Source organism: Aurantimonas endophytica, assembly GCF_014196845.1.
Lineage (GTDB): Bacteria > Pseudomonadota > Alphaproteobacteria > Rhizobiales > Rhizobiaceae > Aurantimonas > Aurantimonas endophytica.
The window spans coordinates 100,813-119,066 of sequence record NZ_JACIEM010000002.1 but is presented as its reverse complement, the minus strand read 5'-3'; the positions used below and the strand labels follow the sequence as shown (position 1 = coordinate 119,066).

Annotated in this window: 18 protein-coding genes and 1 pseudogene; 6 read left to right on the top strand and 13 right to left on the bottom strand. The window is 64.4% G+C overall.

The window, feature by feature from the left end; all coding sequences use genetic code 11:
• Positions 1–6: 6 nt before the first annotated feature.
• A complete protein-coding gene (locus tag GGR03_RS08260) occupies positions 7–1,302 on the bottom strand; it encodes an NAD(P)/FAD-dependent oxidoreductase (protein WP_183207174.1) in 1,296 nt (431 codons plus the stop codon).
• A 128-nt stretch (positions 1,303–1,430) separates the two neighbouring features.
• Between GGR03_RS08260 and GGR03_RS08255 the strand changes: the two genes are divergently transcribed.
• On the top strand, positions 1,431–2,039 hold the full coding sequence (locus GGR03_RS08255; RefSeq protein ID WP_183207173.1) for a cupin domain-containing protein: 609 nt from the start codon (positions 1,431–1,433) through the stop codon (positions 2,037–2,039).
• Between the two features lie 63 nt (positions 2,040–2,102).
• Here the strand turns inward: GGR03_RS08255 and GGR03_RS08250 are convergent, their stop codons facing one another.
• Genes GGR03_RS08250 through GGR03_RS24730 form a run of 5 tightly spaced genes read right to left on the bottom strand, consistent with a single transcriptional unit; the run spans position 2,103 to position 6,517 of the window.
• Positions 2,103–3,035 (bottom strand): ornithine cyclodeaminase family protein, encoded by a 933-nt coding sequence (locus GGR03_RS08250; protein ID WP_343058683.1) that lies wholly within the window; start codon positions 3,033–3,035, stop codon positions 2,103–2,105.
• A gap of 15 nt (positions 3,036–3,050) precedes the next feature.
• Positions 3,051–3,884 carry an alpha/beta hydrolase gene (locus tag GGR03_RS08245; protein ID WP_183207171.1) on the bottom strand — a complete coding sequence of 278 codons (834 nt, stop codon included), beginning with the start codon at positions 3,882–3,884 and terminating at the stop codon, positions 3,051–3,053.
• The gene (locus tag GGR03_RS08240; RefSeq protein ID WP_183207170.1) at positions 3,881–4,657 is read right to left on the bottom strand and encodes an ABC transporter ATP-binding protein; all 777 of its coding nucleotides are present in this window, start codon (positions 4,655–4,657) and stop codon (positions 3,881–3,883) included. Before GGR03_RS08240 ends, GGR03_RS08245 begins: the two co-directional genes overlap by 4 nt.
• A gap of 26 nt (positions 4,658–4,683) precedes the next feature.
• Complete coding sequence (locus GGR03_RS08235) at positions 4,684–5,676, bottom strand: ABC transporter substrate-binding protein (RefSeq protein WP_183207169.1); 993 nt, start codon at positions 5,674–5,676, stop codon at positions 4,684–4,686.
• Positions 5,677–5,710: 34 nt separating this feature from the next.
• Complete coding sequence (locus tag GGR03_RS24730) at positions 5,711–6,517, bottom strand: ABC transporter permease (RefSeq protein ID WP_183207168.1); 807 nt, start codon at positions 6,515–6,517, stop codon at positions 5,711–5,713.
• 142 nt (positions 6,518–6,659) lie between these two features.
• Between GGR03_RS24730 and GGR03_RS08225 the strand changes: the two genes are divergently transcribed.
• The 4 genes and pseudogenes from GGR03_RS08225 to GGR03_RS24870 all read left to right on the top strand — a co-directional run.
• Positions 6,660–7,343: an FCD domain-containing protein gene (locus tag GGR03_RS08225; protein ID WP_183207167.1), complete on the top strand. Its 684-nt coding sequence runs from the start codon at positions 6,660–6,662 to the stop codon at positions 7,341–7,343.
• Positions 7,344–7,371: 28 nt separating this feature from the next.
• Positions 7,372–7,701 carry a hypothetical protein gene (locus tag GGR03_RS08220; RefSeq protein ID WP_183207166.1) on the top strand — a complete coding sequence of 110 codons (330 nt, stop codon included), beginning with the start codon at positions 7,372–7,374 and terminating at the stop codon, positions 7,699–7,701.
• Positions 7,702–7,911: 210 nt separating this feature from the next.
• Positions 7,912–8,400, top strand: a complete 489-nt coding sequence (locus GGR03_RS24025) for a hypothetical protein (protein ID WP_210292065.1) — start codon at positions 7,912–7,914, stop codon at positions 8,398–8,400.
• Positions 8,401–8,484: 84 nt separating this feature from the next.
• Positions 8,485–8,682, top strand: a pseudogene (locus GGR03_RS24870) (abortive infection family protein); the annotation flags it as partial.
• A gap of 162 nt (positions 8,683–8,844) precedes the next feature.
• On the opposite strand, the gene GGR03_RS08210 reads toward GGR03_RS24870, so the two are convergent.
• From GGR03_RS08210 to GGR03_RS08180, 7 genes are read right to left on the bottom strand one after another with little or no spacing between them, the layout of a single operon-like run.
• Complete coding sequence (locus GGR03_RS08210) at positions 8,845–9,738, bottom strand: ABC transporter permease (protein ID WP_183207165.1); 894 nt, start codon at positions 9,736–9,738, stop codon at positions 8,845–8,847.
• Positions 9,735–10,673, bottom strand: a complete 939-nt coding sequence (locus tag GGR03_RS08205; protein ID WP_210292064.1) for an ABC transporter permease — start codon at positions 10,671–10,673, stop codon at positions 9,735–9,737. The genes GGR03_RS08210 and GGR03_RS08205 overlap by 4 nt, the downstream gene beginning before the upstream one ends.
• On the bottom strand, positions 10,670–12,097 hold the full coding sequence (locus GGR03_RS08200; RefSeq protein ID WP_183207164.1) for an alkaline phosphatase family protein: 1,428 nt from the start codon (positions 12,095–12,097) through the stop codon (positions 10,670–10,672). The genes GGR03_RS08205 and GGR03_RS08200 overlap by 4 nt, the downstream gene beginning before the upstream one ends.
• The gene (locus GGR03_RS08195) at positions 12,094–12,843 is read right to left on the bottom strand and encodes a glycerophosphodiester phosphodiesterase (protein WP_183207163.1); all 750 of its coding nucleotides are present in this window, start codon (positions 12,841–12,843) and stop codon (positions 12,094–12,096) included. The genes GGR03_RS08200 and GGR03_RS08195 overlap by 4 nt, the downstream gene beginning before the upstream one ends.
• Positions 12,844–12,855: 12 nt before the next feature.
• A complete protein-coding gene (locus GGR03_RS08190; protein WP_246367749.1) occupies positions 12,856–13,671 on the bottom strand; it encodes an ATP-binding cassette domain-containing protein in 816 nt (271 codons plus the stop codon).
• Positions 13,672–13,682: 11 nt separating this feature from the next.
• Positions 13,683–14,720 (bottom strand): ABC transporter ATP-binding protein, encoded by a 1,038-nt coding sequence (locus GGR03_RS08185; protein ID WP_252920167.1) that lies wholly within the window; start codon positions 14,718–14,720, stop codon positions 13,683–13,685.
• The gene (locus tag GGR03_RS08180) at positions 14,717–16,282 is read right to left on the bottom strand and encodes an ABC transporter substrate-binding protein (protein WP_183207161.1); all 1,566 of its coding nucleotides are present in this window, start codon (positions 16,280–16,282) and stop codon (positions 14,717–14,719) included. Before GGR03_RS08180 ends, GGR03_RS08185 begins: the two co-directional genes overlap by 4 nt.
• Before the next feature lie 697 nt (positions 16,283–16,979).
• Between GGR03_RS08180 and GGR03_RS08175 the strand changes: the two genes are divergently transcribed.
• Complete coding sequence (locus GGR03_RS08175; RefSeq protein ID WP_425486708.1) at positions 16,980–18,170, top strand: succinylglutamate desuccinylase/aspartoacylase family protein; 1,191 nt, start codon at positions 16,980–16,982, stop codon at positions 18,168–18,170.
• Positions 18,171–18,254 lie beyond the last annotated feature (84 nt).

Genomic DNA, 18,254 nt, shown 5'->3' with positions numbered 1-18,254 from the left:
TGCTTCCTATCGTTCAAAGCGGTCGCGGATCTGGTAATAGCGGGCCATGATCCGCATGCCGGTCCGCCGCCACGCGTGGAAGGGAACCGTGGTGAAGTTGTCATCGCCCATCGGACCGGGACGGATTCTCTCGCCTGAGACGAGCGCCGCGAGACGACGGCCCATGAGGCTGGACAGCGCAACGCCCCGGCCGCCATAGCCCAATGCGTAGAAGACATTGTCGTCGAGCTTGCCGATGTGGGGGAAGGAGTCGAGCGTGACGGCGACCATTCCGGCCCATCGTTCCTCAATCTCGATGCCCTTCAGGTGGGGGTAGGTCAGCGCCAGCTGGCGCTCGAGCGTGCGGTACACGGCCGGGTCATCGCGGCGACCGGTGATGTCGCCGCGACCGCCAAACATCAGCTGGCCCGTAGGCAGTATCCGGAAGTAGCTGACGAGGCGCCGCGTGTCCGTAACCGGCAACTCGCAAGGGAGGGTCTTTTTCCTCTCATGCGAACTCAGCGGCCGCGTCGTGATGATCGAGGAGGCCACCGGAACAACCCTGCGACTGAGATCGTCTTTGGGAAGGAGGGGCTGGGTATAAGCGTTCGTCGCCAGCACCACACTTTTTGCGCGCACGGCTCCGGCTGGCGTCCGGGCGACCCAGCGATCGCCGTCGCGGTGGAGCGACACGACCGGGCTATTTGTCAGAATGGGAACGCCCCGGGCCTCAAGGCCATGGGCGAGGCCGCGCGTGTAGTTGAAGGGGTGGAGGCAAGCGCCACGGGGGTCGAGGTAGGCGCCCTGATAGACCGTGGTGCCGAGGGCCTCGAAGGTCTCATCCGGCCCCATGATCCTCGCGGTGCTGTCACTGGCGCGACTTCGCAACCAATCGACATCTGCCTGCAGGCCTGCCAGCGCCGTGTGGTTATGAGCGGGCGTCAGGTGGCCGTTTCTTTGAAAGCTGCAGTCAATCTTGTAGGATTCGACGGTCTCCGCGACGCTGTCGACGGCCTCCAAAGCCTGGAGGTACAGTGCGTGGGCAACCTCGTGCCCGTATTTCAGCGCCAGGGCGGAATAATTCATTTTGAACCGAGGAACGGCAAAGCCGCCGTTCCGGCCGCTCGCCCCCCAGCCGATGTCGTGAGCCTCCAGAACCAGACATTCCCTTCCTCGGCTCGAAAGCTCACGCGCGGTGGACAGACCAGTGAAGCCGCCCCCGACGATCAACGTCTCGGTGCTACGGTCGCTGTCGAGGACGGAGAACTGCCGCCCGCTGTTGGCAGTGGCTCGCCAGAACGAGTTGGGGTGCTCGACGCTCATCCGATTGCGCGCTTCCTTGAATGACGTTCCAATCCTAGGGGGGCTAATTTTGACTTGCAATCAAAAAATCTTGTCATTTGTCCTGTAGCTTGTCAAAGCGGAAGGCAAAGAGATTCAGAGAGGCTCACATGGTTACTACAGAGCGCCGGCCGGATGAGGCGGTAGGTCGAAGCGTACGCTTCCACCGCAAGCAGCAGGGACTGAGCCTGGAGCAGGCGTCGGAGTTGACGGGTTTGTCTGTCAGCATGATCAGCAAGATCGAGCGTGGTCTGACGTCGCCGTCGGTCCGCTCCCTCTATGCCCTTAGTCACGGTCTCAAAATCCCCGTCGGAACGCTGTTCAGCGATCACAGCAAGATGCCTGCAGTGGATCGAGAAGATCTTCATGCAGAGGAAGAAGCGGGGCTGGTCGTGCGCAAGAGTGCACGGCGGACCCTTGACTTTGGGGAGAAGCGCCTCGTGAAGGAACTGTTGACGCCCCAGCCGATCGGCACCCTCGAGTTGCTCATGATCGTCCTGTCGCCGGGTGGGTCGACCGGTGACGACGTCTTCTCACATGACGGCGAAGAAGGAGGGGTGGTCCTGAGCGGCGCTCTCGAACTTTGGGTGGATGAGAAGCGCCTCCTCCTCTACCCGGGAGACAGTTTCACCTTCAAGAGCCGACGTCCTCATCGCTTCAGCAATGCCGCGGATGAGGAAACGCGGGTCCTGTGGATAAATACGCCGCCAATATATTAGTAGTTGAGCAGCGGGTCTTAGGCTTCTTGAACTTAAGCGGGCATAGCTATCCACAGGTGGTGATCAAGCTGCCTTGTAGGCAACCCAGCTCACGGCAATATCCTGTACGGCAACACCCGTGCCATCGAATATGGTCACGTCGCGCTCGTCGCGCGAGAAGACGAAGGTATTCGCCAGTACGCTTCCGATCGAGACCGACTTTTCAGCGTGATCCTTGTAGCCCTGAAACTCTCCCAGGATCTCCGACTGTCCCAAGTCGTCATGAAAGAGGCGCGCCCTTCCCAGGAGCGTCCTTGGCAACTCGCGCTTGCCGACGGTGTCGGCTCCCATGGCGTTGATGTGCTGCCCATCGGGCACCCATTCGGGCGGGAAAAGCGCCTCTTTCGACGGGGTCACCGTAATGAGCACGTCCGATCCGCGGACGGTCTCCTCCGCGTCCGCCACCAAGACTTCGATCCCGGGATGCGTTTCGCGTATAGCTTCTGCAAGAGCCTTGGCTGTCGCCGGATTGCGACCGCAAATCCGGATCGTCGTGAACTGCCGGGCGAGCAGCGCCGCTTCGATCTGGCTGCGAGCCTGCATGCCCGTTCCGAAGATGCCGAGTGTCTCTGCGTCTTTTCTGGCGAGCACGTCCATGGCCACGGCCCCGGCTGCCGCAGTGCGGGCCTCGGTGAGCCAGTTCGCCTCGACCGAGGCAAGCGCCAGGCCGGACGTCGCGTCGAACAGAAGGGTCGTCGACTGATGGTTGGTCAGCCGGGTATCGTTCCCGGTGTTTCCGGGCCAATAGCCGCCGGCCTTGAGACCGACAAGACCGAGGCTGTCATACTCTGCCGACTTGACGCCAAATGTTCCGAGACGGTTCGAAAGGCCTTCCCGGACGACCGGCAGGAGCCGGCAGCGACCTTCGTGGAGATCGACAAAGCTCTTGCGGACGGCATCCATGGCAGCGCGAAGCCCGACCACGCGACGGGCGTCTTCTTCTGATACGTGAATCATTGAATTCTCTGTGGTTCAGATGCAGAGCGTGACAATCCGGCGAGCCAGATCGTGGCCGGGGTCGCCATAGCTCTCCATGATGGAAAAGTGGTTCTCGCCCGGCCGCACAAGGAGCATCGCATCAAGGCCAATCCTTTGGCAGCGTTCGGCGAAGAGAGCCGACTGGGCGATCCACCCCGCACTCTCGTCTCCCCCCACGATAACGTCGACCACCGTGCGATCGCGATTGAGCGGCAGATGCAGGGGACTCAGAGGGGGAACGTCGGCCTGCGTCAGGCCGATGGTCTCGTTGATCGAGATGCCGAGGACATGGGAGACGTCGTAAATGCCGCTGACGAGGGTAACGCTCTTCATCCCGACCGGGATTCGGGCACCCTCGACCATGCACATCGCGAGAAGATGCGCGCCGGCGCTGTGACCGGAAGCTGACAACTGCCCGACGTCGCATCCCGCATCCGCGGCAACCGCGGGGAACGCGGACATGCACAGGCGAGCCTGACGAACGATATCGGCCAGTCTCACACTCGGACACAAGTCGTAGTTGGCGACGAAGAGGGAGATTCCGGCTGCGTTGAAGGTATCGGCCAGATAGCTGTAGTCGGCCTTGTCGCGTCCCCGCCAATAACCGCCATGCAGGAAAATATGCGCGGGCCCTCCAGGAGCGCCGGGGAAGATGTCGAGCCGATCGTTTTCCCCTGCTCCGTAGGGGATATCGTAGATGGCATCCGGTCGTCTTGCCCGCATTGAGGTCGAGGCCGCGGAAGCCCTATTGCGATAGCCGTCGGCGTCCGGGGTCGAGACCCTCGGATTGTACTGCCACTCGTGGTCTCGAAGCACAGCGTCCGTCATGCCGCGTGCTTCTCCATCAGGAGATCCCAGAGAAGCCGCCGGTACTCGATAAACCGCGCACCCTCGCGAATGCTCTCGCCCTTGCCCGCCCGCGGACGCTCTATGTCGATATCAATGATCTGGTCGATGCGTCCGGGTCTCGCCGACATGACGACGACCCGGTCTGCCAGGATGATCGCCTCGTCGATCGAGTGCGTGACAAAGAGGATTGTCTTCTTCATGCGTTCGGAGAGCGAGAGCATCTCATTTTGGAGAATCTCGCGGGTCAGCGCGTCGAGAGCACCGAATGGCTCGTCGAGGAGCAGGATATCGGGATCGATCGCCAAAGCCCGCGCTATCCCGACACGCTGCTGCATTCCGCCCGACATCTGTCTCGGATAGTGATTCCGGAACGCCGCGAGACCGACGGTTTCCAGCGACGTCGCGATGATCTCATCGTGGCGTGCCTTCTCGACGCCCCGGGCCTTCAGCGCGAACGAGATATTCTCGCCGCACGTCATCCAAGGAAGCAGCCCGTACTGCTGGAACACGAACCCCCGTTCGGGTCCCGGTCCGTCGATCGGTCGTCCCTCGATCGATATCCGTCCGCCGGACCGACTCTCCAGACCCTGGAGAATGCGCAGCATCGTCGTCTTTCCGCAGCCGCTGGGGCCGAGGATGGTGATGAACTCGCCGGAGCGGACGTCGAGGTCGAAGCCCGCAAGGGCTTCGACCGTCGTTCCGCGCTTGTCGACGAATGTCTTCGTCACCTGCTCTATGGAAAGTGCAGACATCACGGGCTCCCTGCCTGTTAGCTCGCCTATTTCTCGTAGGTACCGATTTCCGCGATGACTTCCTCGACGATCGAGGTGTCGAGGACCTCCTCGACCGGCAGCACCTCGTCTTGCAGGCCTGACTCGACGTTCAGCTCCTGCATGTACTCGGCCGCTTCCGGGGCAATGGTGCCGTTGGGATTCCAGATGCGTCCGTCGATGTAGAACTGATAGAACGCGTCGAGATCCTCGTCCGAGTAGTCAAAGTGGCCTTTGGCGACGGCGAGCGTCTCGTCCTTGTTCTCCAGGACGAAACGGGTCGCGAGAAGCTGCGCCTTGATGAAGCGCTTCAGGACATCGCGACGCTCTTCGATCATCCGATTCGTCGTATCGAACGGGATCATCACGTAGTCCGGAAGCTCGGGCCCGACGATTTCGAGAATGCTGGCGTTACCGCTGCGCTCAACCTCAGGCGAATAGGAGGCGACCGTTGCGTCGACGGCGCCGGCAATGACTCCGTTTACACGTCCGCTGGACCCCTGGATCGACACCCAGTTGATCTTGTCGATCTCCGACTGCGGAACGCCTTCCTTGTGCAGGAGCGCCAGCGTCACGACGTGCGGCAGGGATCCCGGGCTCGAGATTGCAACGTTCTTGCCAGGCAGATCAGCGATCGACTCGATGCCGGCATCCGGTCGCGTCCAGAACGCATAATGCAGCCCGTTATGGATGCCGCCGACTGTCTTCAGTTCGGCGCCGCGACCGATCGCGACGAGCGTCTCGGCCATCCCGGCCTGAATGATGTCCATGTCTCCGGCGATCAGCGTCCGGACGGGAATCGAGCTGTCTGCGATATGGGTGAACTCGACCTCGAGATCCTCCGCTTCGTAGAAGCCCTTTTCCTGCGCAACGAACTCGACGACGTTCAGAAACATCTTTGCCGGGAGCGCCACCTTGATCGTGTCGGCGGACAGGGCCGCCGTCACCGGGGCCGTCGCCAGGGCAAAGGCGAGAAGGCTGGTCTTGAGGATCGATTTCATGGGCTTTCCTTTCGTTGCGAATTGTCGGGATCGGCTATCGCCAGGCACCCATGCGATCCTCGGCGAGCTTGACGGCGTGGGTCAGCAGATTGCCGAGGATGGCGAGGATAAAGACCGGCACAAAGGCCTTGGCGGTCTGGAACTGGTTCGAATAGTTGATGATGAGTCCACCCAGACCGGCGATCGACGTCAGGAACTCTGCAACGATCATTGCGATGATGCCGCGGCTAACCGCGAGCCGCGTGCCGGATGCGATGTAAGGAACGGCGGAAGGCATCACGATGCCCGTGAAAGTCATCCAGCGGGTCGCACCGAACGCAACGCCGATGTCGAGATAGCTCTTCTCCACATTGCGCACCCCGGCGAGCGTGTTGATGATCACCGGGAAGATCGCGAACATGACGACGATGATCACCTTGGAGGTGAAGCCGACGCCGACCCACAGCATCAGGATCGGGACCAGTGCGATGAGGGGCATCGAATAGAGCGCATTGACATAAGGGTCGAGCGCGACTTCGGCGGTTCGACTGGTGCCCATCAGGATGCCGATGGCCATGCCGAGCACCAGTGAAATCAGGAATCCGGCCGCAAAGACAGAAAGGCTTTCGATGGTCGCCTCGATAAGCTCGCCGGTCAGGAGCATTTCCCAGGTCGCCATCAGAACCTGCGACGGCAGCGCGACGAGAAGTGGGTTGGCATTGCGTCCGAAGAACTCCCAGGATCCGATCAGGACGACGGCCGTGATTATCCTGATCCAATTATCCCGGCTGACGAGGGGCTTGGCAGGCGGTGTGGTCCGGGTGGTGGATTTCGCTGCTACGGCAGTTTCGGACTGGCTCACCGGGCGAAGACTCCTGTCGGCTGACGGTCATATGAGGTGCGTGAAGAGATCATGACCACCAATTTCCGCAAGTCAAACAGTTTGTCAGACAACATGACATCAGCTATCAAATTGGAGCGTCAATGAACATTCAGGAGGCATGGTGACCGCCATTCAGCGCAATCCTGCGCCAGTTCGCGGGCAGGTCGAGGTCTACCTTCGCTCGGAGATCGAGATCGGGAACCTGCGGCCGGGTGACCGCATCGTGGAGCGGACGGTGTGCGAGGCGCTGGATGTCAGTCGGCCCCTCGTTCGTGAGGCGCTACGCTCGCTACAGTCCGAAGGTCTGGTCCGGGCATTGCCCAGAGGCGGGATCGAAGTGACATCCCTGTCTCCGGAGGAGGCGGGCCACATCTACACCGTCCGAAAGGAGCTCGAAGGGTTGTCCGCCCTTCTCTTCGTCGCCAATGCCACGGCCGACGATCGCGAGATGCTCTACCGGGCTGTCAGCGACCTCAAAGCGGCGTTCGAGGCGAACGAGGCCGAGCGGCTTCTGGAGGCGAAGAACCGCTTCTATGCGATCCTCTCGGCGGGTTCAGGCAACCCCGTACTTCAAGCAATGCTCCGTAACATTCACGGACAGATCCGGCTCCTGCGGGGCACATCCCTGTCGGAGCCAGGGCGAGCGGGCCGGATGGTGGGCGAATTGTCTGCCATCGTGGAGGCGGTGCGGAAGGGAGACGCCCAGGAAGCGCGACGATTGACAGAGGCGCATGTCGCAGCGGCCATGGACGCAACGAAGCAGGCTCTTTCCGACCGTAAAGACAAGCGCGTGGCGGCGGAGTAGCGCGTCATTCCAGCGGCGTCCCCTGGCCATGGGCGCGGCCGGGCACGTCCTGACGCGGTTCAACCGGGGCGACGGGAAAACCCCTGCCACGCCCGGACTGAGCATGGCGCTTCGTCTCTTTTCGTTTGGCGAACGTGATCCCGGAATCGCGGCCGCGGCAGTGTCGATCTTCGGATGGCGCCGGGGCGAAATCGCCCTGCGGGGCGCGCTCGCCGGCTCCGTCCCGTCAGCCGTTTCACCCGAACTCGTCAGCCGGATCCAGATTTCGCTGCTGGATGAGGGGCGGGAACTGTCGGCCCAGCTCGGGGGGCCCTACGAGACGGCCGGCATCGCCTCGGGAACGGAACCGGATCCGTGAGGCGATACCGCTCCAGCGAATTGGAGAAGGTTCGAGGTGAGTCCCTCTCCCTCCGCCATTCCCTGCCAGGACCGCCAAGCCACTGAATTTGCTTTCTCTTCCACTTCTCTGGCGAAAGCATTCCGACCAACATCTCCGACCAATTTTCAGAGGGGCTTGCGGTTCACTTCCGTCTGGCGAGAGTAGGCGCTGGACGAGTCGGGGGACGGAATGAACGCTTCGGAAGAGATGGACGACCTTCCGGAGTCACTTCTGGACCGTGTCCGCTACCTTCAGAACGGCATCGTGGCTCAGGCGACGGACGGCGCAATGTCGGAAGAGGCTTACGCCCTCCTCCGACGCGAGCTTATGAACGATCCACGGACAAAGGACCTACTGCCCGACTTAGTCCGGACAAACCGGCACCCGATGGCAGTCAGAGGGGACCTCCAGCGTCTCAGCCCAAGCTGGCAGCCGAGGCGGGAGCATATTTGGAAGAGCTTCGGCCCCCTCTTGGACCGTCTTGAGGACGCCGCAGTCGCGCCAGCGGACGAGCATGTCGCGGAAACGCTAGCTTCTTTCGATCCGGAGGGCGTCCATCGGGCTTGGGCCAAGGCGCTCGATCGCCGCACACAAGATCCAGAGGGCGCCGTGACTGCGGCGAGGAGCCTCCTGGAGACCGTCTGCAAGCGCATACTGGACGAGGCAGGGGTGCCTTAAGCCGACAGTGAGGACCTGCCGGAGCTTTATCGGATGACTGCGGAGGCTCTGAACCTTGCGCCCTAAGAGCACACGGAGGAGACGTTCAGGACGATCCTCGGCAATTGTCAGCAGGTCGTGAATAGTCTCGCGACGATCAGGAACCGGATAGGGGACGCCCACGGGCAAGGCCGGAAGCCGGTTCGCCCCCTGCCGCGCCACGCTGCGCTAGTCGTGAACTTGGCCGGCGCCATGTCCACATTTCTTGTCGAGACGTGGCGGGCGAGGAGCGAGGAGCTTTAGGCCGCGAGCGCCGCCGCCCACCTCCGTGCTTCTTCATTCGCCAGCCGGTCGGTTTCCTCATTCAAGGCAGTCCCGACGTGTCCCCGGTCCACTTCCAAACAACCGGCCGGGTGCCCTCAAGGTCGTCAAGCTCCTGCCATAGGTCCACGTTCGCGACCGCCTTCACGCATCTGCAATCCGCAGTGTCGGATCGAGGCGGTCGCGCAGCCAGTCGCCGAGGAGGCTGACCGATAGCGTCGTCAGGAAGATCACGACCCCGGCCGGGATCGCCATCCACCAGGCCGTCGCGATGTAGTTCCGCCCTTCGCCGAGCATCAGGCCGAGGCTGGTCTGCGGTGGTTGGACGCCGAGCCCGAGAAAGCTCAGCGAGGTTTCCAGAAGGATGATCTCGGGAAAGTTCAGCGTCACCTGCACCACGAGAACGCTGAGAATGTTCGGCAGCACGTGGCGCACGTAGATGCGGAACGGGTGGACGCCGAGGGTGCGGATGGCGAAGGCGTAGCCCTGCGCATTGGCCTGCAGGACCAGCCCGCGCGTCAGCCGCGCATAGACCTCCCACCCATAGAGGCCGACCACGAGGAGGAACAGTTCGAAACTGTTGCCGAAGAAGGCGAGGATCGCCAGCGCGATGATCAGGAACGGCATCGACGCCTGGAAATCCACCAGGAGCATGACGAGTTCCTCGAACCAGCCGCGGAAATGGGCGGCGAGGAACCCGAGGATCGTGCCCACCACGGAGCCGATCAGCGTGCCGCAGAACGCGATGAGCACGCTGGTGCGCATGGCGTAGAGGAGCCGCGAGAAGACGTCGCGGCCGAGCCCGTCGGTGCCGAGGAGATAGGCTGGGTCGCCGCCAAGGAAGGCCGGCGGCTTCAGCCGATTGAGGAGGCTCTGCTCGGCATAGCCGTAAGGCGCGAACAGGTCCGCGCCGAGGGAAAGGACGAGGACGAGGAAGAGCCAGGCGCCGCACAGGCAGACGACGATCGGCAGTCGGCGCCGGCGAGGCCGTGCCCTGGTCCCGGCCTTCGGCGTGACGGGATCGGTGACGGCACTCATGCCCGCGCCTCGCGCCGGCCGACGCCGATGCGCGGATCGAGCCAGCCATAGAGGATGTCGACCAGGAAGTTCATGGCAATCATGGTGAAGGCGATCAGCAGCACGACCGTCTGGACGACGGCGAGATCGCGGAAGGCCACGGCATTGACGAGAAGCTGGCCGACGCCGGGCCACGCGAAGACCGGTTCGACAACCACGGCGCCCCCGATCAGCGCGCCGACGCGAAGACCGACGACGGTGACGATGGGGATGCCGGCGTTCGGCAGTGCGTGGTTCAGGATCCGGCGCCGGAACGGAACGCCCTTGGCCCTGGCCGTGCGCATGAAGGGCTGGTGCAGGACTTCCAGCAGCGAGGAGCGGGTGAAGCGTCCGACCGTGGCGGCGTAGCTCGTGCCGAGCGTCACCGCCGGCATGATCAGGTGCTCGAAGCTGCCGGCACCCGAGCTCGGCAGGACCCGCCAGGTCATCGCGAAGAGCAGGATCATCAGGATGCCGAGGAAGAAGTTCGGCATCGAATGCCCCAGGATGGTGAAGGCCATGGTGGCGTGATCGACCGTCGTGCCGCGGTTCAGCGCCGCCAGGATGCCAGCGCCCAGCCCGAGGAGAAGCGTCAGGCCGAGCGCCGTGAGGCCCAGCTGGAGCGTCAGGGGCAGGCGCTCCAGGACGACATCGAGGGCCGGCCGGTCATCGCGGAAGGAAAAGCCGAAATCGCCTTGGGCGATGCCCCCGATATAGCGCAGATATTGCTCCGGCAGCGGACGGTCGAGCCCCCACATCGCGCGGTACTCCGCAATGACGGCGGCCGGCGTGTCGTCGGGAAGCATCTGCGTCACCGGATCGCCGGACATGCGAAGCACGACGAAGACGAAGGTGACGGCGAGAACGAGCGTCAGGAACGCACGCAGCAGTTTCGTCAGTAGGAAACGCATACTCATTGCATCAGGTCTCCGGGTCCCTGCGACCAGCCGAAATCGGTGATCGCCCGGCCGTCGACGAGCCACTGCTCGACGGTCTGTTCATGGCTACCGACCGAGGCCGTGAGGGTGCGCCGCTCGACGCACGCCGGCTCGCCGTCGCGGTCTGCCAGAACCTCGCTCAGGATCCGGCCGCCGGTCCCCTCGGTGGCGAGGCCGAGGACCGTCAGGAGCGTCGGCGCGACGTCGGGCAGCCAGCAGGGGGTCGCCGATTGCTCGTCACGTCGGAACGCCGGCCCGGCCGCGGCCAGAACGGTCGAGAGTTCGCCCCGGGTAAGGCCGCCATGCATGCCGCCGCCGGGTTCGATGCCACCGACGAAAAGGCAGGTTTCCGCCGAGCCGGGTATCAGGCCCGCCGACGCGCGAAGCGTGAAGGAGACGGGCGCCGAGCGCGGATGGCCGCCGCCCATGGCCGAGGCCGCAATCGCACCCGGCACGGTGGCATGGGGTTCGCCGGGAAGGTTGACGAAGACGAGGCCGCACCAGGGTTCGGCCGCCAGTTCCCCGACGTTCTTCGCGATCGTCTCGCGGGAGGGCTTCGGGAGATACAGGCCGGAGAAATAGCCGGGCGCCAGATAGTCCGCATGGTCGGGCAGGGCTGCCTTGAGATCGACGCGGCCTGCGCCGGTGATCTGCCCATGGTCGGACATGACCATGATGTTCTCCGGTCCGTCGCCGGCCTGCCACCAATCCAGGATGCGCCCGAAGGCGTCATCGCAGCCGCGCTGCGCGGTGACTGTCTCCGGGCCGTCTATGCCAAAGCGGTGCGAAGTGATGTCCGGATCGGACATCCAGAAGACCGCGAGATCGGGCCCGTGAGTCGGATAGACGAGATCGGTCAGGACCCGCGTCGCGTAGTCGATCCGCGCCGTGTTGGGCGTCGCGCCTTCCGGGATCGCGCCGAACCGCTCCTCGGCCTGCCTCATGACCTCAGGGGTGCCGACCCCCGCGTGCACCGAGAACACCGGCTGGCCGAGACTGCCTGCGCCGTAGCTCATCATGAAGGTCGCGCCGGGCGTTGCGGTGCTGACGACGGCGAAGCGCCTGCCGGCACGCGCCAGACGCTGGCCGAGGCTCTCGCGGTCGACGAGGACGCCGAGCGCGTCGGCGCGCAGCAGATTGTCGCGTTTTGCCGTGTTGAAGAGGCCGTCCGCAAGGACGGCGGGATTGATGAACTGGTTGGCGACGAGCCCGTGCTCGCCCGGCGCGCAGCCGGTGACGGTGCTGGTCGAGGCGACGCGGGTTTCGCTCGGAAAGACGCTGCGCGAATTGATCATGTCGACGCCGCCGGCCATGAAGCGGGCAAGATTCGGCATGCGCTCGGCCGTGGCACGGTCGCGCCGCAGTCCGTCGAAGCAGACGAGGAGAGTTGAGCCCTGGCTCATGCGCTTGGCTCCGAGTGAAGGCCGGCAAGCGCCTCGCGCGCTGCGACGGGATCGTTGACGAGGAAGCCGGCAGCGCCGTCGGCGGCCATGCGGCGCAGCACTTCTGGTGCAAAATCGCCGACGTCGCGGCCGGTCTGATGATGACCCGTGGTGACCCAGACCCGGCGGTTCCGGCCCTTGACGGCACGGAGGCGTTCCGGGATCGCGTCGCACTCCCACAGCCGCAGGATGGTGCCGCCGGCCGCGAAGAACGCCTCTTCCTCGTCAGGCTCCTTCAAGAGGCCCAGTATGGTGGCGCTCGTCCGGGCCCTGACATGGCGCACCGAGGCGATGTCGTGGAGACCGAAGAAAAGTGTGTCACGACCGCTGGCACTCGCTGCCGCGGCGAGGCGGTCGAGCACTTCCGGCCGCTCGTCCTTGACGTCGAAGAGGATCGCCTGCGCGGCCGGCAGGACGCTGAAGAGCAGCGCCAAAGGCGGCGCCGCGGCTGAGCCTTCGACGGTCACGGCGGCAAGGTCTGCCGCGTCGATATCCGCGATCGTTTCATGACGGCCCGCAAGTCGCCTGAGATCGGCGTCGTGGCAGCAGACGAGCGTCCCGTCACAAGTCATGCGGATGTCGGCCTCGATGACGTCGGCGCCGGCTTCGTGCGCGGCCCGCCAGGCATCGGGCGAATTCTCGCGATGCGCGGCCGAAAATCCCCGATGGGCGACGATCGCCGGTCTGGTCGTGGTGGAGGAATGCATGGTGACGGGTTCCTATGCGGCCTGGGCCGCCGCGTCGCGGGCTCGGCGCATCGCGGGCGAAGCCGCCGGCAGTGCCGCGATCAGCGATTGCGTATAAGGGTCGCTCGGGCGGGCGAAGACCTCGCTCGCCGGCCCCGTCTCGACGATCCGCCCTCGCTGCATCACGGCGATGCGATGGCTGATGTGGCGCACCACCCCGAGATCGTGGGAGATGAAGAGATACGCGACGCCGAACTCGGCCTGCAGATCCTTCAGCAAGTTCAGGATCTGCGCCTGAACCGAGACGTCGAGCGCGCTGACCGCCTCGTCGCAGACGATCAATCGCGGCGACAAAGCGAGCGCCCGGGCGATGACGGCGCGCTGCAGCTGGCCGCCGGAAAGCTGGTGCGGAAAGCGCGATCCGAGCCCGGCAAGGCCGACACGGGCGAGCAAGCTTTGCATCCTGTCGGCGCCGTCCGCCATGGCATCGATCCGATGGGCGGCCATGGCCCCCTGGATTTGCGCGGCGATCGAAAGCCGCGGATCGAGGGCCTGTGACGGGTTCTGGAACACGACCTGGACGATCCGGCGCTGCCGGCGCCAGGCGGCCGTATCGATTGCCGCGTAAGCTTCGCCGTCGAAGGTGACCCGGCCCGTGCTCGGCGCTTCGATGCCTGCAGCGATGCGACCGAGCGTCGACTTGCCGCTGCCGCTTTCGCCGACGATCCCGAGGGTCTCGCCGGGGCTGAGCGTCAGGGTGATGCCCTCGACGGCGCGGACCGGCTCGGCGCGGCGGAGCCAGGCCTGGCGGCCACCATAATGCCGGCTCACGGCGTGAAGCGCGAGCATGGGGCCGTCCGTCATGGCCGGCCCGGAAAATGGCATGCCACGGTCTGCGACCCTGCATAGGACCGTGGTGCCGGCCAGGTCGCGCATCGGTCGGCTTGCCTCTCGCAGCGCGGACGGAACGCGCAGCCGCTGGGACGCGCTGCCGGCCGCGGCACTGTCCCGCCGATCGCCGCCAGCTGCCCGTCCGCCGCTGCCGATAATGCGTGCAGGCGGCAGTTCATCAGGCCCTGCGTATAGGGATGGGCGGGGTGATCGAAGATGTCGTCGACCGTCCCCGTCTCGACGATCCGGCCGGAATACATCACGGCGACGCGGTCGGCGATCTCGGCGACGACGGACAGATCATGCGTGACGAAGATCATCGCCGTCCCGGTCTCGTCCTGCAGATCCTTCATCAGCTTCAGGATCTGCGCCTGGGTGGTGACATCGAGCGCAGTCGTCGCCTCGTCGGAGACGATCAGCCGTGGACGGCAGGCGAGCGCCATGGCGATCATCACCCGTTGGCACATGCCGCCCGACAATTGATGCGGATAGGCGCCGGCGCGCTTTTCCGGGTCGTGGATCCCGACCTTGTCGAGAAGTTCGACAGCCCGTCGCATGGCGGCTTTCCACGAGACGCCCTCGTGCACGACGAGGGCCTCGGCGACCTGACGGCCGACCCTCTGCACCGGGTTCAGCGAAGCGCCCGGATCCTGGAAGATCATCGCCATGTCCCGGCCGCGCATCTGCCGGAGGCTTCGCTCGTCGAGGCCCGTCAGATCCTTGCCGAGAAGGCTGATACGGCCCGCCTTCAGGCGCACGGGATCGGCCAGAAGTCCCATCGCGGCGAGGCAGGTCAGGCTCTTGCCGCAGCCGCTTTCGCCGACGAGGCACAGCGTTTCACCGGCAGCGACGTGCAGCGAGGCGTCGAGCACGAGATCGACCGTATCGGTGCCGACGGTCATCGCCTCGACCGACAGGACCGGACAGGTGGGATCGATCGAAACACCGGAAACGGGCAAGGCGCCGGCAAAGCCGGCGCCCTCATTTGGCAAAAGGGAGAGGTTCACGAGCCTTCGGCCTCGTCCTTCAGGTTGGATGGCCGCAGGTCCATGTAGTAGAACGTGTAGGGCTGCCATTTCAGCGACTTGCGCACGCCGTATGTCTCCAGCGGCTGGTAGAGGATCGTGCCGGGGGCGTCGTCTTCCCAGGCGTCCATCAGATCGACGGCGAGTTGGAACCGCTTGTCGTGGTCGAGCGTCGTCTCGAGCTGTGCGCCGATCTGGTTGAACGTCTCGGGCGTCCAGCTTTCCCAGGTCTTCTGGGCCGAACCATAGGGGCCCCAGGTGTTCCACAGGCCGCCGACCGGGTCGGGATAGCGGGTGGAGTTCGACCAGTTGCGGACCATCAGCTGATCATTCGGGAGGGAGTCGAGGTCCTCCGTCACGTTGAGCTCGGCATTGATGCCGACGGCCTTCCACATCTCCAGGATCGCCTGGGCGGCGGACAGGGCGTTCAGGTAGTATTGCGGCTCGGTGGAGTAGACGATGGTCTCGCCGTTGTAGCCGGCCTCTTCGAGGAGCTGCCGGGCCTTTTCCGGATCGTAGCCGAAGCCCGGACGATCGGCCTGATACATGTCGCCATATTCGGGATACTGGTGACCGTTCGGCACGACGGCATCGCCGTTCCAGAGCGCCTCGACGAGCAGATCGCGGTCGATCGCCAGGTTCATCGCCTGTCGGACGCGCTTGTCGGCCAGGACCGGATGGTCGGTGTTGTAGACGAGGACATGTGCGTTCGCGAGGACGACGCTGCGGGTCTCGATGTCGTCATAGCCGTCGATCTGGGCGATCTGGTCCGGCGCGACGTTGGTGATGATGTCGAACTCGCCGCTGACGAGACCGGCGATGCGGGCGGCCGGCTCCGGCACCTTGCGGAAGGTCACGGTCGCCGCGGTCGGCTCGCCGTCCCAATACTGGTCGAACGCGTCGAGCCGGATGTACTGATCGGCCCGGTATTCGTCGAGCATGTAGGGGCCGGTGCCGACCGGGAACTGGGCGAAGCCCTTGCCCGCGGCCTTCTCGAGCCAGTCATCCTTGTCGACGATCCATGACGCCCAGGAGGCGAGGCGCTGTTCGAGCAGCGGATCCGGTGCCTTGGTGACGAAGCGCACCGTGTAGTCGTCGAGCTTTTCGACCCGGTCGAGGACGCCGAAATAGGCGCGGCCCTGCGGCAGCGGGGAATCCTCACCGATCAGGCGTTCCGGCGAAAAGGTGAAGACCACGTCGTCGGCGTTGAAGTCGGCGCCGTTGTGGAATGTGACGCCCTCCCGAAGCTTCACCTCGAGGGTCGTGTCGTCGATTCGCTCCCAGCTCGTCGCGAGCGAGGGCACGAGCTCGGCGCCGCCGCCGCCTTCGCCCGAGAGGAAGTCCCGGCGGATCAGCGTGTCGAAGACCGAGTAGGTGATGCGGGTGCCGACGTTCGACATTTCCTTGGCCGGCTCCAGCGTCGGCGGATTGTCTGCTACGGCGACCACGATGTCAGGTCTGCCGGCAGCTTGCGCCTGCATTGCGCCGAGACTGCCAAGGGCGAGCCCTGTCAAAAGGCAAGCTTTGATCGCTCTGTCGAACATGTCCACTCCTCAGTCTGGTGAATGAGGAGGGCCTACCGTCCCATTGATAACCCTCAGTGACGATCTTGCGACGTTTCGATGAATGACCTGTCGGCGGGGGATCAGTCGTCTCTGCAACAGGATGAACCGGCGGTCCACGGCGACGATGAAGACGAGCCTCGGTCAGCAACACGAGGTTGGAGCGCGCGGGCTGAAGGGACGCCGCCAGTCTGACTAGCGCACGAGTATCGTTCGCAGCGCAAACCGCGCTTGAGAAGGTTCGACGCGAGTCCCTCCCCCTCCGTCATCATCCCTTGATAGAATGTCCTCTGGTCGGCGATGGAAAGGCAGAAGCCCGTGTTCTGCGGAGTTCCGCTGGTAAGCTCGTTGAGTGCACATCGACCGCGGGCACCTGCTTGGCTCGGTCCTTCACCACCGTCAGGCCGCCGCCACAGCAGTGTTCGTCGCGCAGAAGTTCGAAGATTTGCTTGGCCGTGTGCCGCTGCTTGGCCGGCGCCGGTCCGTCTCCTTCCACGCTACGTTCTTGGGCGCGGAGTGCTACGCGCGCTGGCAGGCAATGACCGAGGTCGAGCGCGCCTCACCACCTGGGCGCGACAATCGCCGGGCTGACCAGCAAGTACTATGGCACCCGCCCCGAAGATGTGGCAATTCTTGTGCAGCCTGTTCTCGAAGCTGTTCCTGCATAGGAGCGTTTTGCGTGGCGGATGTCTCTGCGGACGAACCAGATCCCGCTCTCGATCGACGGCACTTCCTGATCGCGGCTGGTGCCTCGGCTGCGTTGATCGTCGGTGCCGGCGGCACTCGCGCCCAGGCGCAGGCAACGCCGCCAGCGTCCAATTCGGGAACCACATACACTGGTGATGTCATCGACGGGAAACGCGTCGTCAGCGCTCTCGACGTGAACGACCTCGAGCCCGGCAGCGTGCACCGACTGTATTTCCGGGGTGTAGAGGCCCCCACGGGACAGCACTGGCTTGTGTCGGTGACGGTCGCCAGGGGAGCGTCTCCCGGCAAGCGGTTGGTCCTCACGAGTGGCGTGCATGGCGACGAGATGAGTTCGATCCATACCGTCCAGACCGTGATGAACCAGCTCGATCCGGCCGCGATGTCGGGCACGGTGACGGCGGTCACCGACGTATCCCGCCCCGCCTTGGAAAGCATGCAGCGCCGCTGGCCGAATTCGGGCAGGGGCATCGACCTGACCGACATGAACCGGGAATGGCCTGGGAACGAGAACGGGCCCACGGCTGCCGGCCGGCATGCCTGGCTGCTGTTCAACCGCCTGCTGCGCCCCAACGCCGACTATGCGATCGATTTCCATACCGGCACGACCGGCTTCGGGGTCACCGGTTTCAACATCGGCGAGATGCGCATCCCCGAGATCAGGGCGATGATGGAACTCTATCCCGTCAGCCAGATCGCCGACAATCCGGCCTATCCGGGCGTGCTGCACAACGCTTTCATCGACGCGGGCATCCCGTCCTTCTGTCCAGAGGTCGGCGCAGCGCGCGGGCTCGATGCCGAACTGATCTCGCTCTTCGTCGAAGGCACGATGAACGTGCTCAAGCACCACGGCATCCTCGCGGGGCCCATGGGCCGCACCGGCGCAGACGTGCGTGTCTTTGTCGGCAACGCTTCGTTTCCTGTTCTTGCCACTGCGGGAGGGCTGGTGGAATACCTGGTCAAGCTCAATGACCCGGTGGAGGCCGGGCAGAAGATCGCCATACAACGCGACAGCTTCGGCGAGGTGGCCGCGGAATATGAGAGTGGCGTGTCCGGGGAGGTCCTCGGCCTGCGCAGCGACGCCATGGCCGAGCCGGGAAACCCCTTGGCCTTTGTCCTTTTCGCCGAGCCGGGGCCGCGAGAGCCCGAGACCTACCCGGAGTGATCCGCCTTTCCGCTCGGGGTGGTTGCGACGCCGCGGAACCGCGGGTCGCTTCACGGACAGCCAGCAACCGGCAACGTTCTTCCA

Coding starts and splice junctions, on each gene's coding strand:
- GGR03_RS08260 (WP_183207174.1), bottom strand. CDS start 1,302: ATGAGCGTCGAGCACCCCAACTCGTTCTGGCGAGCCACTGCCAACAGC.
- GGR03_RS08190 (WP_246367749.1), bottom strand. CDS start 13,671: ATGCTCGCGCTTCACGCCGTGAGCCGGCATTATGGTGGCCGCCAGGCC.
- GGR03_RS08255 (WP_183207173.1), top strand. CDS start 1,431: ATGGTTACTACAGAGCGCCGGCCGGATGAGGCGGTAGGTCGAAGCGTA.
- GGR03_RS08235 (WP_183207169.1), bottom strand. CDS start 5,676: ATGAAATCGATCCTCAAGACCAGCCTTCTCGCCTTTGCCCTGGCGACG.
- GGR03_RS08180 (WP_183207161.1), bottom strand. CDS start 16,282: ATGTTCGACAGAGCGATCAAAGCTTGCCTTTTGACAGGGCTCGCCCTT.
- GGR03_RS08220 (WP_183207166.1), top strand. CDS start 7,372: ATGGGCGCGGCCGGGCACGTCCTGACGCGGTTCAACCGGGGCGACGGG.
- GGR03_RS08240 (WP_183207170.1), bottom strand. CDS start 4,657: ATGTCTGCACTTTCCATAGAGCAGGTGACGAAGACATTCGTCGACAAG.
- GGR03_RS08210 (WP_183207165.1), bottom strand. CDS start 9,738: ATGAGTGCCGTCACCGATCCCGTCACGCCGAAGGCCGGGACCAGGGCA.
- GGR03_RS08195 (WP_183207163.1), bottom strand. CDS start 12,843: ATGCATTCCTCCACCACGACCAGACCGGCGATCGTCGCCCATCGGGGA.
- GGR03_RS08205 (WP_210292064.1), bottom strand. CDS start 10,673: ATGAGTATGCGTTTCCTACTGACGAAACTGCTGCGTGCGTTCCTGACG.
- GGR03_RS08245 (WP_183207171.1), bottom strand. CDS start 3,884: ATGACGGACGCTGTGCTTCGAGACCACGAGTGGCAGTACAATCCGAGG.
- GGR03_RS08250 (WP_343058683.1), bottom strand. CDS start 3,035: ATGATTCACGTATCAGAAGAAGACGCCCGTCGCGTGGTCGGGCTTCGC.
- GGR03_RS08200 (WP_183207164.1), bottom strand. CDS start 12,097: ATGAGCCAGGGCTCAACTCTCCTCGTCTGCTTCGACGGACTGCGGCGC.
- GGR03_RS24025 (WP_210292065.1), top strand. CDS start 7,912: ATGAACGCTTCGGAAGAGATGGACGACCTTCCGGAGTCACTTCTGGAC.